13 protein-coding genes are annotated in these 14935 nt (G+C 57.7%); 4 read left to right on the forward strand and 9 right to left on the reverse strand.

What is annotated here, in order from left to right:
* Window positions 1–222 precede the first annotated feature (222 nt).
* Complete coding sequence (locus ACFQS4_RS10015; RefSeq protein WP_497901373.1) at window positions 223–345, forward strand: hypothetical protein; 123 nt, start codon at window positions 223–225, stop codon at window positions 343–345.
* An 836-nt stretch (window positions 346–1181) separates the two neighbouring features.
* Here ACFQS4_RS10015 and ACFQS4_RS10020 read toward each other — a convergent pair.
* The 7 genes from ACFQS4_RS10020 to ACFQS4_RS10050 form a co-directional block, all read right to left on the reverse strand.
* Window positions 1182–2702, reverse strand: a complete 1521-nt coding sequence (locus ACFQS4_RS10020) for a SagB/ThcOx family dehydrogenase (protein ID WP_497901374.1) — start codon at window positions 2700–2702, stop codon at window positions 1182–1184.
* Between the two features lie 215 nt (window positions 2703–2917).
* Window positions 2918–3865, reverse strand: coding sequence for a zinc-binding dehydrogenase (locus ACFQS4_RS10025; RefSeq protein WP_497901375.1), 948 nt, complete (start codon window positions 3863–3865; stop codon window positions 2918–2920).
* 645 nt (window positions 3866–4510) lie between these two features.
* Window positions 4511–5143, reverse strand: a complete 633-nt coding sequence (locus tag ACFQS4_RS10030) for a universal stress protein (protein WP_497901376.1) — start codon at window positions 5141–5143, stop codon at window positions 4511–4513.
* Between the two features lie 651 nt (window positions 5144–5794).
* Window positions 5795–6256: a hypothetical protein gene (locus tag ACFQS4_RS10035; RefSeq protein ID WP_497901377.1), complete on the reverse strand. Its 462-nt coding sequence runs from the start codon at window positions 6254–6256 to the stop codon at window positions 5795–5797.
* Window positions 6257–6306: 50 nt separating this feature from the next.
* Window positions 6307–7641: a hypothetical protein gene (locus tag ACFQS4_RS10040; protein WP_497901378.1), complete on the reverse strand. Its 1335-nt coding sequence runs from the start codon at window positions 7639–7641 to the stop codon at window positions 6307–6309.
* A gap of 40 nt (window positions 7642–7681) precedes the next feature.
* Window positions 7682–8200 carry a DUF6114 domain-containing protein gene (locus tag ACFQS4_RS10045; RefSeq protein ID WP_497901379.1) on the reverse strand — a complete coding sequence of 173 codons (519 nt, stop codon included), beginning with the start codon at window positions 8198–8200 and terminating at the stop codon, window positions 7682–7684.
* A 6-nt stretch (window positions 8201–8206) separates the two neighbouring features.
* Window positions 8207–8815 carry a DUF6230 family protein gene (locus tag ACFQS4_RS10050; RefSeq protein ID WP_497901380.1) on the reverse strand — a complete coding sequence of 203 codons (609 nt, stop codon included), beginning with the start codon at window positions 8813–8815 and terminating at the stop codon, window positions 8207–8209.
* A gap of 695 nt (window positions 8816–9510) precedes the next feature.
* On the opposite strand from ACFQS4_RS10050, the gene ACFQS4_RS10055 reads away from it, so the two are divergent.
* The 3 genes from ACFQS4_RS10055 (at window position 9511) to ACFQS4_RS10065 (ending at window position 12713) form a co-directional block, all read left to right on the forward strand.
* Window positions 9511–10359, forward strand: coding sequence for an SAM-dependent methyltransferase (locus ACFQS4_RS10055; RefSeq protein WP_497901381.1), 849 nt, complete (start codon window positions 9511–9513; stop codon window positions 10357–10359).
* Window positions 10360–10616: 257 nt separating this feature from the next.
* Complete coding sequence (locus tag ACFQS4_RS10060; RefSeq protein WP_497901382.1) at window positions 10617–11996, forward strand: RNA-guided endonuclease InsQ/TnpB family protein; 1380 nt, start codon at window positions 10617–10619, stop codon at window positions 11994–11996.
* A 66-nt stretch (window positions 11997–12062) separates the two neighbouring features.
* Window positions 12063–12713 (forward strand): helix-turn-helix domain-containing protein, encoded by a 651-nt coding sequence (locus ACFQS4_RS10065; RefSeq protein WP_497901383.1) that lies wholly within the window; start codon window positions 12063–12065, stop codon window positions 12711–12713.
* Window positions 12714–12845: 132 nt separating this feature from the next.
* Here ACFQS4_RS10065 and ACFQS4_RS10070 read toward each other — a convergent pair whose 3' ends face one another.
* Window positions 12846–13544 (reverse strand): hypothetical protein, encoded by a 699-nt coding sequence (locus ACFQS4_RS10070; RefSeq protein WP_497901384.1) that lies wholly within the window; start codon window positions 13542–13544, stop codon window positions 12846–12848.
* Window positions 13545–13822: 278 nt separating this feature from the next.
* Window positions 13823–14095, reverse strand: a complete 273-nt coding sequence (locus ACFQS4_RS10075; RefSeq protein ID WP_497901385.1) for a HalOD1 output domain-containing protein — start codon at window positions 14093–14095, stop codon at window positions 13823–13825.
* Window positions 14096–14935: the final 840 nt, after the last annotated feature.

Raw genomic sequence — 14935 nt, forward strand, 5'->3', positions numbered from 1 at the left:
ATCGATCCGCCGGGTTTCTTCATCTCGAGCTCACACGAAATTGCGTTCAGCCCGGTACACAGTTTTTCTCGACTGTATTCTGTACAGTTGGTTAGTAGATCGCCGCGACTGTCGACCAGTGATTCTCACCACCACGCCACCACCCAACAATCACGAATATTAGTTTTCAATTCCTGTATTATATTTACGAATACATAAATGCCTCTGGCCCGTAACTGGTGTATGAACTCGGCCAAATTCGACGACCCGCTCGATCAGTCCGATCCTCCGATGTATCTACCCGGAACGCCGACCGTCTCGTTCATCGAGTACGTCGAGTTGATCATCAGAACGCTGCGTCGGTGATTCGGTAGGATCGAGCTGCGGGCACGCACACTCTTTCCGCCTGGCCGTCATCAGGGGCTCACGTGAACGAGGTGTTCCTCTTTCTGGGCAAGTGTGCCCTTAAGGTCGTTGCTGACCGACCCAGGCAGCCGATCCTGGAGTTGCTCTGTACTGAGTTCCGCCCATCTCTGCCACACGACATACGTCGTCGATTAGCCGCTCCCAGGTGAACGTCACTTGATCGAGAGTCCCGTCTTCTGAAGTCTGAATTGAAAACTGTACACGAACGAGTACCGAAGCCGGCGAATTCCACGACCGGTAACGCTCGCGATGGAGAAGTGCTCGAGTTCGTTCGTCTGTGTGTACCCATTGGCACGAGACCCCTTCGTACTCATCGATGGCTCGAGGAATCACTCAATACGCAATCCCAGTCCTGCGGTGTTTTTTGACGTCAATCCCGATTACGTTTCTCGCTCGCCCTATCCAATGCTCGTTCGGCTTTGCAATCGGCTTCCTCGAAGGCCACGTCGTAATAACGACGAACGGTTCGTTGACGAACAACGCATGAATAGTCGAGTCGAACTGATTCACCAGTGTCTGGCTCGCTTCAATTGCTTCGACTACGCCATCGCTTCCGTCCGTCGGGGATAGAGTAGTTGACTACACGAGAGAGTACGCTCGTCCCGAATCATCGAGTAATCACGGGTGTCGTTGAAATCGACCCATAAACTACTAAATGCTATATCAATACGGTCGGTGGTTGCGAGAGCAGGTCGGTACAATCGAATCGCAATTCGGCTCAGCGATGGATGCACATTCGAATAGATGCTATATAAGCAATCACACGAACCACGTCTCTACTCCGGTTTGCCGAACGTGTAGAGGAACATAGGCGTCTGTCCGTCGGCACGCGGGGACAGAAATGACGTCACGCGATCGTCGTAGAACGTGAGCCCAGTTCCGCCGAGATGGCGATGTGCGTAAGTCGCCAGATAGCAACGCCCGGCGGTCACCGCCGCCTCGAGCTGTGCCAGTCGGTACCCCCGGTTCCCGAGTCGATTGACGACCGCCTTGAGGTCCGTCAGGAAGTACACGCAGGCCGCAGCTTCCCCGCCGAGGCGCTGATCGAGCGCGAGGTGGGCCGCCTCCTCGCGACACTCGCCATCGATCAGCCGCTCGAGTTCGCCCGCCTTGGGGTGGTAGTGGTATGCGCCGGGTGGGACGTCGTCGACGCCGTTGACGAGTACGTACGCGTCGACGAACTGGAGCGGCGAGGCGTCGGATTCGCGACCGTCGAGCGGAACGCCTCGTGTGGCCCGGTCGAGCACCGTCGAAAATTTCCGAAAGCTCACCGGTTCGCGCTCGTAGGCGCGACAAGAGCCCCGGCGACGGATCGTCGCGTGTAGCGGCCGCTTCGACTCCGTCTCGTAATCGACCGGGTCGAGTTCGATCCGGTCTCCATCACCGCCCTCTCGTTGTCCGACTGACTGCTCTCGTGCCGTAGAGCGCCACTCGCGGACGGCGTCTCCGCTCTCGAGCGTACTCGCCCGCCAGGCATCGTGGACGAGCGGGAACTCCTTCTCTTCAGGCGACAGCGCCGCAGTCGCCGGATCGATTGGTTCGACGGGGGGTGAGTCGGGCGCACGATTTCCGGCGCCGACGGGGACGAGTTCGAGCGGCGCTTCCCGTCGTGGGTCGACACCCAGCAGTTCGACGACGGGCTCGTCGGCAAACCCGAGGACGACCTCCGCGGGGAGGGAAAGCGATTCCGCGGTCGCCAGCAGGTTTGCGAGTACCGTTCCCGAATCCCAGAACGCGTGACGGTACGTCCGGTCGCGGTACTTCCAGGCGTTTCGCCACCAGGTCGACGTCGCGACGAACGTGACCGGCGCAGTCGCGACGCCGTCGTGATCGCTGGCGACCGCGAGCACGCCCCGGTAGTCCCCCTCGCGAAGCACGTCGAGCGACAGCGATCGGGGCTCGAAGTGGTAGACGCCGGCTTTCAGATCCGCGAGGTCGCCACAGACCGCATACAGGTCGACGTGATACAGCGCTCCGGTGCAGGCCGCGGCACGAAAGAGTAGCTCGCGGCCCTGACGGGTGACCTGCTTCGTGATTCCGGTCGAGAAGTACGACAGCGCCGTGAGCGCGTCCAGGTCGACGGCTCGCTCGTGCGAGAAATCGGCGTGGGTGGGCGTGATCGCTGACAGCGCAGGAATGCCGGTCACGCGAACGCGCTCTGATAGCGCTCGGCGCGGGAGGTCCTCGTAGTGCTTGAAGGGGCGAGGTTTGTTATCGAAATCGAGACGGTGGCTGCTCTCCCGAACGCTCCGCGGGGAGTGTTTGGTGCGCTCGTGGTACTCGATGGCGCTGACCATACTGGTTTCCTTCTACGGCAGTCCCAATCAATCCGGGGTTCGTTCCTGCCGTGGAGTTTCCAATTATTGTTACGTCGATCTGGCACCGGACCAGGGACGAAGGTGGCGGAAGCAACGATGGCGAATGCGGAAATAGTGACGAGAGCGGCGGCTTTCAGTCGTACTTTGGCAATCAATCCCGAAACTGGTCTGCGACACGGATCGAGATCCCGGCGTTATTCGCCACCGACGGAAAGCACAACCTTGCCGGTGAGGCCGCCCTCCTCGACCATCTCGTGGGCCTTCGCCACGTCCGACAGCGGCAAGACCGAATCGATCACAGGCTCGAGTCGCCCCTGCTCGACGAGTCGGCGCAATCCGTCGAGGGGACGTCGATCCCGCTCGAGGAACAGCATCTCCACGGTCAGGTTCTTCTGGTAGGCGGTGCCCCACTCACCTTCCGGCTCGAGGATCGTGACCAGCCGCCCGTGGGGCTTCGTGATGTCGGTGCTCTCGACCAGCGTCTCGCCACCGACGGTGTCGAAGACCAAGTCGACCGGTTCGTCGAACGACGACTCGATCACGTCGACGAAGTCCTCCGACTTGTAATCGATGGCGAGCGTCGCGCCGAGGTCTTCGGTCTGTTCGACGGTCGCGGGACTCGTCCTGGCAGCTACCCGTGCACCAGCGGCGTCGGCGATCTGCACGGCGTGGGAACCTACGCCGCCGGCGCCGTGGATCAGTACCGTCTCGCCGGCAGTTACGTCGCCACGTTCGACGATCGCCTCCCACGCGGTCCCGCCCGCGAGGGGGAGCGCCGCTGCCTCTTCGTGGGAGAGCGACTCGGGCTTTCGAGCGACGATCGACTCGTCGGCGACGTGATACTCGGCGTAACTGCCCTGTTCGCCGAAGATTTCGGGCGTGTAGAACACCTCGTCGCCCGCCTCGAAGTCGGTGACTTCGTCTCCGACCGTTTCGACCACGCCGGAGACGTCGTATCCGATGACGGTCGGCGGAGAGATCCCGGCCCAAGAACCCGCCTGCCGAATTTTGCAATCGACGGGATTGACCGACGAAGCGCGGACACGAACGAGGATCTCGGTCGGCCTCGGAGTCGGCCGATCGACCTCACGTTGTTCGAACACCTCGGTCCCGCCGAAGTCGGTGATAACCATCGCCTCCATGCGCGGCCGTACGATTAGCGGTGCCGTATACGTTGGCCCTGCTGGAACCACTTGCTCGTCGCCCGTCTGCGGACCGAGTCAATCGTCGCAGTCCACCAGTTCGGACAGTTTGCGCTTCCAATCTCTATCTGCGTGGGCGCTCATCTCTAACCAGACTGAGCCCCGCTAGAGGGGATCACCGAACGTTGCGTTTTGACCGCCTGGGACGATTACAAGTGAGTGGGAATCGCAACGAAATTGATACTAATCGCACCACCACGACAACCTGTCGCGCTATCTACCGTGCGCGACAGTATCGATCCGATCAGTACCCACCTAGTAGACCCTGACCTGGGATTGGTGACGGGTACCTTCCTCCCCGTCGCCAGTTCAGAGGGATTATCGTATCCAACCGGAGACCTCGAGTCCTGCCTTCCAGCCACACGTATTTTTGGCGTGAGTGGGCCGCCGGCGACTGCCGAGCGACTGCGAAAGCTCGTCGACGACGTCGTCTGTATCAAAACGCCAGCATCGTTCAGTGCAGGTGACCGGGTTTCTGCCACGTTCAGTCAGCTCTCCGGGACGGAGAATGACGTGTCTCAACAACCCGAGTTCGACGGGGCACACGTCAGTTGTCAGTCACACTCATCAGTCACCAGTCACCAGTCACCGCCTCTCGATCCGAGCAACCCGGGCATCACCGCTCGAGCGCTCGATGTGCACGTTGAACTGCTCGTGATCTGCCTCCGTCCGGACGATCCAGTAGCCGCCCTGTTCGTACGGTTCCTCGAGTACAGTCGCGTTCTCGTAGCCCTCTTGGCCAAGCACGTCTCGAGCCATTTCGATCGCGCGTTCGGCGGTTTCGACGCCGGCCTCCGCGGCCGTTCGCGTCACCAGCACCGACGCGTCCGCCCCACGCAGGACGCGCTCCGTGACGCTCCCGATCAGGAACCGATCGAGACCGCGTCGATCGTGTGTCCCCATCGCAATCAGGTCCGCACCGTGTTCGTCGGCGTACTCGAGAATGCACTGGTGTGGCGACCCTTCCTCGATGGCCGTGACGACGTCGACGCCCTCCGGCGCCCGGCGGGCCGCTTCCTCCGTCACGGTCTCGCCCTCGTCTCGAAACGCTTCGGACAGTTCCTCCTCAGATACTTCGAACGAGTAGTTTTGCTCCGCGTCGATGACGTAGAGCACGTGAACGGTCGCACCGAAGCGCTCGGCTATCTCGTAGGCCTGTCCCACGGCACTGTTTGCGGCGTCGCTTCCGTCGGTCGGCAGCAGAATCGTTTGGTACATATTCGACCGTCACCGGCCTCCCTCATTATATTCTTGGGCCGTTATTGTACCCTAGCCGAAGTGGAGAAGCGGTTCGATGATCCCGTCTTCTTCTCTCCATCAGCCGGAACGCTTCCTCGAGATCGTCGGAGTCGAACTCGTGGGTGGTCGTCGGCGTCGAATCGACCAGACCTGCCTCGAGGAACACTCGTTCGCTTGTAGTGCCCGTCAGGGATTCGAACCTTACTCTTGCCGTGAGAGCGTAATTCTCTCTGACGGATAGAACCCCAGCAGATGCCCTCCTGATCACCCGGGATCGGGTGAATATCGGCCGTGTACCGCCAACTGATGGGTGTGACATACTTAAAACAGCGTTACGTTGACCTCTAGGTAAGTCCATTCGACGGGATCACGCACTCGAGGTACGGTATAGTTGGGTGATAGGCGGTTCAGGTCTTTTACCGAGAGTCGACGAACGGAACCCACCGCCCCTGGAATGTCTGTTTCGTCGATGAGGCCCCGATCCCCGGTCGCCCAGACGTCGCGGACGGCAGCGACGGTGCACGCGAGACCGTGGGTGCGACGGGGTTCGAGGAGCTCTCTGCGGGTACCGGTTCGAACTGAGACGTCGAGACAAGGGTCGAGGGAACGCCGAGAAGGGGTCTTCACTCGTCACCAGGGAAGCAGCGACCGCAGCCCGCCTCCCATCATACCGCCGACGACGCCGTCGACGGCAGTCAGCAGCGAGAACGCGAGGATGATCAGTATGGTACTGGGCAGTCCGAAGCCCGTGAGTATCGGGCTGATGGGACCGAGCGAACTGAGCACTAGCAACGGTGGTTCGTTGTATAGCCCCATCATCGCCCCCATCAACCCCGTAATCGTCCCGGAGATGGCACCCACGATCGCGCTTGCGAGCACCGCGTGAAGGAGACCCGATGTAATTCGGCCGACGGCGTACGCCGCGACGAATCCGGCGACAGTCCCGCCGCCGATCCGGCCGAGCAGCGGCACCATCAACGCGTTGAGGTTGACGAGGGCCCCGACGACGACGGCCGCGATGATGATCCACTTGTCGAGCGCCTCGCTCGAGAACCCGGTCTCGGTGAAATCGTGTGACTCGTATTCGTGCATGTCGTCTCTGGTTGGTCGAACAAAGTTCGTATCAATCGTGCGAGGTTGTGCTACAGGCCCAGGTCACCGATGTCGTCGCTATCGTCCGTCTCGTTGTCGTCGGTATCGTTCGTCCCGTCGTCGTCAGCAGTTACGTTCAACGTTTCCGTAGTCCCGTCGAGCCCGTCGGTCGTATTTTCGACGGTTTCGTTGAGGGTCGTTTCAGTCTGGTTGATAGTTTCGCCAGTCGTTTTCGCGAAATGATCTTCGGTTTCCTCGACGGTTTCTTCGGTCTGGTTGGTGGTCTCTTCAACAGTTTCTTCGGTATGGGTTGCAGTTTCCTCGAGCGTCTCTTCGGTCTGATTGGTGGTGTCGTTTACCGTCTCTTCGGTGTGATTAACCGTTTCCTCGGTGGATTCGATTACCTGCTCGTCGGTGTTTTCTGGTTCCTCGGTCACCGTTTCGGTCAGATCGCTGGTGGTGTCCTCGGTGTGGTCGACAGTGTCATTGACCGTTTCCTCGGTGTGGTTTGTCGTTTCGTCGACGGTGTCTTTCGTATGCTCTACGGTCTCCTCAGTTGTTTCCTCGAGATGATCGACGGTGTCGTTGACCGTTTCTTCGGTGTGATCGGTGGTTTCGTTGATTGTGTCTTCGGTGTGGTCGACGGTATCGTTGACCACGTCCTCGGTATTGTCGATAGTGTCGTTGACAGTGTCCCCAGTATGATCGACGGTGTCGTTGACCACGTCTTCGGTATTGTCGACGGTGTCGTCGACCGTGTCCTCGGTGTGATCGGTAGTTTCGTTCACTAATTCGTCGTCGGCTGGCTCCTCAGTGACGCGCTCCGTGACGTTGTCCGTCACGTTACCGACATCCGTGATGGTCTCGTTGGCTCCATCAGTGATGTTATCGTTCGTACTCTCGTTGCCATCTTCCTCATTGACGTCGAAGCCGCCAACACCGGGGACCTCGTTATTCGGGCCGACTTCCACCTGGTAGCCGCTGACCGAGAGTCCGTGCATCGTGATGCCGTCAGCGTTGACGACGACGTTCGTCTGGTTGGTGTCGAAACACTCGCCCATCTCTGCAAGGCGGTTGAGTCCCTCGTTCTGACGGTCGGTGTGCAACACCAACGAGGCGTCCGGTTGGGTCTGCTCGAGTTCGACTCGCCTGTCGTCGTCGAGGTAGATGGTGATATTGTCGTAGTTCGCCTCCTGGACGAGCAACTGGTTGGTATCTGACGTGAGTTGCTGGGCACAGACGGTGCCGCCCTCGATCGCCCCGAACTCGACGGTGACGACGTCGCGCTCGGACGCTTGAGCGAGTGCTGGCATCGTCCCCACTCCGGCAGCGATGCTGCCGAGGACGACCAGCGCTGCGATGACGACTGTGCTCGTTCGGCTCATACGTCGGTCCAGCCCGTCCGTCGTTCGTGAGCAGATCGGTTCACTCGTCGACACCTCGCTGGGTGCGGAGGTCGGTATGACTGCGCAGTCGCGCGGTCGTCGTGCTGACGACTCGGCGGGTGCTCTTGCGCAGTCGGCCGACTGCTCTGTCGACGGTGCTCGGTCCCGACGCTTCCTCCTCCTCTTCCCTGGGTTGCCACGCGAGACAGAGGTTTCCGCCGAGGATTCCGAGCAACATTCCGACGAGCAATCCGCCGAGCGCACCGAACAGCGAAAAGATCGACAGGACGACCCCGACGACGCCGATGACGTCGGAGCTCCCGGGTCGATACAGCGCGAACACGCCCGTCACGAAGACGAACACGCCGAACATCGCGCCGATAGAGAGAAAGCCTGCCATTTCCCCGCCGATGAAGATGATGTCGGGGAGGATCTGCATCGGAACCCAGGTGATGATGATGCCGGCCAGACACAGCAGGATCGCGCCCAGGAACGGACGCTGCATCCGCCACTCGTTGAACCGTTCGCGTCGGCTCCTGGAGTCGGTTTCGGTGGTCATGGATGCTTAGCCCTCGTAGTAGACGTTCACGTCGAGTCCGGGGAGTGTAATCTCATCGGAGGCCAGGTACACCATGTCGATTTCCGCGTCTTCCTGGACCATCCCGGGACCTTCACCTTCGACGTTGGTTAGCAGTCCCTCTTCGGGATTGGAGTTGTCGCCGGCGGTCTGCTGGAACTGCTGGTTCGGATCGTCGCTCTGTTGGGCGTTGATGACCTGCCCGTTGAAGGTCGCCGACTCCGCACTCTGTCCGGACATCTTGAGATACTGTTCGTTCGCCGTGACGGTATCGTCGGTGGTGAACTCAATCATCATCGAACCGTCGAGTCCGGGAAGCGCATCGACCGGCTGTTCTCTCGTCAGCACGAGCCCGTCAATCTCCACGCCCCGCTGTTCGACGACGACGACCGGCGTCGTCCCCTCGTCGTTCTCGCCCGCGCCTGGATAGAGGAGGAACTCCTCGGATCTGATCTCGTCAGCTTCGACGGTAAATCCGCCGGCACCGGCGAGCGGTGCGGCGTAGGCCGTCCCCGACGAAAGTACGATGAGACCGACCAGCGCGACGACGAAAAACGATGCTCCGGTTCCCGTCAGTAGTCGTTTTTTATTGTACATCGTCTTCCTCGTTACTGAACGCGTTCCCTGCCCCCGTCGACTGCCGCAGGTGTGGCTGTACGACCTCGGTTCTGACTCGGTTGGTGGACTGCGTCATCAATCATGACACAAGAGCACGCTTCACACTATCACATATGACCTTTCCTCCTTGTATCCCGGGATCTTTATATACGGATCGAAAACATTCACTTTTTCTTATGCGATAGATGCCGACCAGACACCGTTTGATACGAGATACGGAACCCAACTGATCACCTTGCAGAGAGGGATTGGCAACGCCTCTCAGATGGCTATTTTATTCGCAAATGTCGTTTGGGGAATGTATTCTGCTGGACATTGAGCACCAATATAGCAGAATATCCGGGACGATTGGAAGGTGATCGTTGTTCGAGCGTACACATTGTACAGAAGAATTTTGCTCGGCTCTTCACGTGTCGTCCGTATGGGACGTCGTCGGTTCGTTGCGGCTGTTTGTTGTACGATCTGTGGAACGACTGCGGGCTGTCTCGCTGCAGACGAATCCGAGCCTGAACCAGAGATCGACTCTCTGGAACTCGAGAATCACCGACAAACGTTGATTTCAACACACCAGTAATCATCCATGTTTAATAGTATGAGAATCCACACTAATCCTATATAAATACGCTCGCAAACGCGGGAGAACGACTATCGGATCGAACCGTGCGTGTGAGAGCATGCACCTGAACTCGTTCGACGGCGAAATCGTCGACTTTTACAACGATACCGCGTGGGAGTACCGGTTTTTCTGGAGCGACGTCAACCTCCACTACGGCTTCTACGACGACGAGCACACGACCCACTCGGAAGCCATGGCCAACTCGAACAACGTCTACGCCGACAAACTCGAGGTCGACGAGACAGACACGGTTCTGGACGTCGGCACCGGGCGCGGCGGGTTCCCGGTACACGTCGCCGACGAGTATGGCGCCGAGGTCCACGGGATCGACCTCAGCCCGCTCCACGTCTCGGAGGCCAGAGCAAACGCGCGCGAACGCGGCGTCTCGGAGCGCGCTACGTTCAGCGTCGGCGACTACCACGAGATCCCGTACCCCGACGACACCTTCGATGCCGTCTCCGGGATCGAAACGGTGTGTCACTCCGAGCGGAAACACCGCGTTCTCGAGGAGATCCGTCGCGTCCTCAAACCGGGCGGCCGGCTCATGATCGCCGACGGATACATGAGCCGAACCGAACTGACACCTCCCGAAGCGGAGACATTACGAACGGTTCTCGACGGGTGGGCCGTTCCGGAACTCGCTCACATCAGCGAGTTTCGAGAGCGACTCGAGGAACTGGGGTTCACGGACGTCACGTTCGACGATCACTACGACCGGATCATCCCCTCGTCCCGTCGCCAGTGGTGGCTCTCGCTCGGCGTCACGCCCCTTCTCAAGGTTGCCTCGGCCCTCGGGATCAAAAACGACTCCTCGGTCGACCAGGGAATAACGCTCTACCACCAGCGCGAGATTATCGAGAGCGGAATCGCCGTTCACGGCGACTTCACCGCCGAACTCTCCGTATGACGCAGTAATTCGTGTGGCACGGAGTACCAGCAGTGATCGGACGACGGTCACAGTGATCGTTCCCCTTTCCCCCTCTACCGCGATCGGTTCGTCAACCGTGGTACCGGACGATTACCTGTAAATAGGCGAGAATGCCCCGTCCTCAAGGAGCGAACGGTGTGAGCGAGTAGGGCGGGGATGAATCGCCGCCCACGTTCCAAACGTTTAAGACTAGACATACCATAGTCAAAAACGGAACACGAGGGTTCACTCACAACATGTTCGAAGAGCCAAACGACCCGTTCTCCACGTCATACCGGTACGCTGCGTACCCTGACGAGGCGACGGCTCAAGAGGCTCGGCGACACTTCGACATCCACCGGCAAATCCGCAACCACGCCTTGTATGACAAGCGGCAAGCCGACCCGTGGAACGAACCCTCGGCGTACACCCAACACAAGCGACTCACCCAGTGGAAACAGGAGTGGCCAATCTACACGGAAGTCCACTCGAAAGCCGCCCAACGCACCATCACTCAACTCCACCGAGACCAAACCAGTATCGACGAGTTGACCGCGAAGGGCTACAACACTGGAACGTTGAACTGGAAATCGCCCGACGAAGTTAACAGCGTGACGTACAGTCAATCCGGCTTCGAACTCCGAAGAAAAAAGAGTGGCCGAACGTGCGTCTGGTTAAGCAAAATCGGCGAAATCCCCATCAACTACCACCGCGAAATCTCAGAAGACGTAGCCATCAAGGAAGTCTGCCTCAAACAAGAACCCACTGGCGACTGGTTCATCTCTCTCAGCACCGCCACACCGTGGGAGGAGATGCCCCAGAAACCCGCCGTCGAAGACATCGACTCCGAAGACATGGTGGGTATCGACCTCGGCGTCTTGTCGTTCGCCTATACGAGCGATGGAGTCGCGTACGGTCGCGTCGACCTCGACAAGGACTACGAGCGATTAGCCCGCGAGCAACGGAAGCTCGCCCGCAAGGAAGAAGGTTCGAACAACTACAAACAGCAACGCATCAAAGTCGCCCGAGTGAAGCGACGTATCCGACGCCGAGTGCTTGACTACCAGCGCAAACTCGCTCTCATCCTCGTCTCCGAGTACGACCTGATTTTCGTCGAGGATTTGAGCGTGAAAGAGATGCTGGAAGGCGACCAGAGCGCGAAGAACAAACAGGACGTGGCGTGGGCGCAGTTCCGTCGCGTGCTCACTCACGCGGCGAACAAACACGGTTCCCACGTCGTCGCAGTCGACGCTCGGGGTACGACGATTCAGTGTTCGGGCTGTGATACGAGCGTGTGGAAGCCCATCTGGGTGCGTGAACACTCGTGCCCGACGTGTGGGTTGGAGGTTGACCGCGACCAGAACGCCAGTTGGAACATCCTACAGGAGGGTGTGGAGTTGGTGAACGCTGGTGAGGCCGAGGCGGATACCGAGTCGTTTGGGTGTTTCGAAGCGGAGAATCTAGGCAATGGACTGGCCGAAGATACGCCTGCGAAGACTGCGACCGCTGCGCTTGCGAACAGTGGTTCCTTTGAACCACTTGTAGTAAGTGCAAGTCGCGTCGTCGAGTCAGGAAGTCCCGTTCGAGAGACGGGAAGCCCCACCCTCAACGAAGCCGCCCTTGTGGCGGCTAAGTAGGGTGGGGTAGTTCACGGTGAGAAGCGTTATCAAGAAGTACCCTCACAGTGAGGGGACCATCGTGAGATGAGATACGCAAAATGCATCATTATCTCCGATGACGAGGGGTTACATCCGGTCGATCAACGGATTGCCGACCACCCCGACGTCACGCGAGAACTCCTGCACAACGTCAACCTGCTCGCAGACGATACCATCGTGACCCTCTACGAACTCTCGGGTGATCGGGACGCCCTCGAGTCGATTCTGGACGAATCGTCGAAGGTCCTGAACTACCAGCTCTCGGGCGCCGGCGACGAGATCCACGCGTACATCCATGTCGACGCCGACGAGCGACTCGTGCAACTGTTGAGCGTGATTCGAACGTTCGAGTTCATCTTCGATACGCCGCTCGAGTACACGCGGCGGGGAGGCCTTCGCGTGACGGTGATCGGCGACGTGGGGAGCTTCCAGAAGGCCCTTCCGGACATTCCCGACGGGATCCGGCTCAAACTCCTCAAGACGGGCACCTACGAACCGAACACCGATCGCCTATTCTCACAGCTCACGGAGCGACAACAGGAGATCCTTCAGACTGCAGTCGACATGGGGTACTACGACGTTCCGCGGAACGCGACTCACGAGGCGATCGGGGAGGAACTGGACTGTGCCGGCGGAACGGTCGGCGGCCACCTCCGAAAGATCGAGGCGAAAATTCTCACGCAGATCATTCCTTGAGGTCGGCGACTCGACCGAGTGCGTGGAGACAGTGGTGTATCGAACGGCGGTGTGCAATCGGGTTCTGTTGAACCCCTCAACAGTTGATAGAACTGCATGCTGTGATTTGGTCAAAATTGAGAGATGTATTGCTCAAAAACACTGGAGGAGGTCGCCGTCTTCAACCGGGTCGGGGAGTGCCTCTGAATCGTCGGGAAGGTTTTCGAGGTCGTGGTAGTATTCTGCCTCTGCACGTACAACTCCGGTTTCGTCTATCCCATAGATTGCACCTTCACCGAAAGCATCGTAGTAGCCGCCAGTCCCAGACCCGGACTCTCTCCTGAAGGCAAATCCGAACGCAATATAGATGATAGTAATCTCGTCGTCTCCGTCGATGGTCGCAGTGTCGTGGGAAGTGAACGAAAACTCCACGACATTTTCTCTCCCGCGCTCCAATACGGCCCAGTTTTGCGTGTAGGCCAGTTCGTACTCGGACACATACGATTGGAGCGTTCTTGAATCGAAGTCCGATGGTGGGTCCAGGTACGACTCGACGCCGGCACTGTAAAATTCGTTAGTTTCGCCGTCTTCACCTTCTACCTCGAACGTCTCACATACATCTCCGGTAGGTTCCGGACGGTCGGCGTTCCCACAGTTGCGGCGGCCGGCAATCGAGTTCGAAGGAGGATTCTCCGCCCCGGTGGTGATGTCGGTAGTCCACGCCGCTTTTTGCGTACATCCCGGAACGTCGTCCTCGGTACTATTCTCATCCCGCAACTCGAGATTACCGATACAGCCACTCGTCCCGATGACACCCGCACTACCCACGACAAGGAGCTCGCGACGATTCATCCAGTTTCATCTACAAATATGAGCGACAGCGTAAATAGCTACTCCAGAGTCAAAGCACGATTTGTGCTACCAAGAGTCGGCCTTTCGCTCGAGCCACATTTGCGCCTGTATCAGCAGCGACTGAGATTTCCGCTCAAATTCTGTCAGGAACTGCGTGCTGCATACAGAGGATGGATGCAGCACAGCTATATTATTTGTTTCACGTCGAATTAGTAAACCATCCGTTCAGTAGACCTGCAGACTTCTCAAGAAATGCTCCTTTATTCTCTTTGCTAAATCTATTTTTTAATAATTAATTCTCCAGTTCCTTGAATAGTTACGGCGTGTCCATCAATCATTTGTTCAACAATTAGGTCGTCGTTAGTATTTTTCTCAAAGAGTCGGTCTACTGCTTCAAGATCAACCCAATTAAACAGAGGTTTTCGCTCCATTACTTCTGTTCCCTTTATTGTTCCTAGTGAATCTATAACTGCACAAGAAACGGATTTATATTCTGTATAATTGACCACAATTCCCTCATTTTCAACGTTATTTTGATATTCTATAAGCATGTTTGTTTAATTTAAATTACTTCTGTATCGGTTGGTAATATCCTCAATCTACTCTTTCTACACAATCATAACAGGCTATCTACAAAAGGTAGCACTTCAATTTGAAATGTGAGTTCAACAATGTCTTTATAATCCACTGGGAAATTCCCAGCCTGTACTGAGCGGATATCGGCTCTCGTAGATCGCCCTTCATCTCATGCCATTCGCGCCTTATATTCAGCATCGTCTAGGCGTTCTACCAGAATAGGATCATCTGCCTTCATATGCGATTATCGTCCAGAATTTCGACTACTGATCGAGGCGATGATAGTCCGATAGCCACGATAGAACGGCTGTACCGACGAACGCGTGATGAAAAGCGTCCGTTTGATAGGTCCATTTTTAACTACCACGCGACTACATCCGAACTGTAGATCCTCTTACCCTCGAATTTCAGCGTCTAAACACGGCCAGCGCCCTGTATTTAGACGGTCCACCAATCTGCGTCCCCACAGTCAGATGAACATCATTGGCCCGCATCTATGGTTACCATTGAGTGTTCCAAATGTGCCCCGAGAGGATTTCAATAATAGTGCGGGTTCTTAATTCCCTTAACTAATATATTATAAATACCGTCGGATCCATCAGGCTCCATGTTTTGACATCGTTGCATGATTACGAGTGACTGGGAATCGGAGCAGGATTGACAACCGGTGCGCCGAGATGATCATTCGTCGCGCAATCCGTTCGCGCGACAGACAGAGGCCCTCAATACCCATCTGCCACGCCTGCCGTGGGATCGGTGACGGGTACCCCTCTTCCCCGTCGCCAGTTCTTCTGCTAGGAAGTGTCTGTCGCAAA

This window comes from Saliphagus sp. GCM10025317 (genome assembly GCF_042663665.1).
Lineage (GTDB): Archaea > Halobacteriota > Halobacteria > Halobacteriales > Natrialbaceae > Natronosalvus.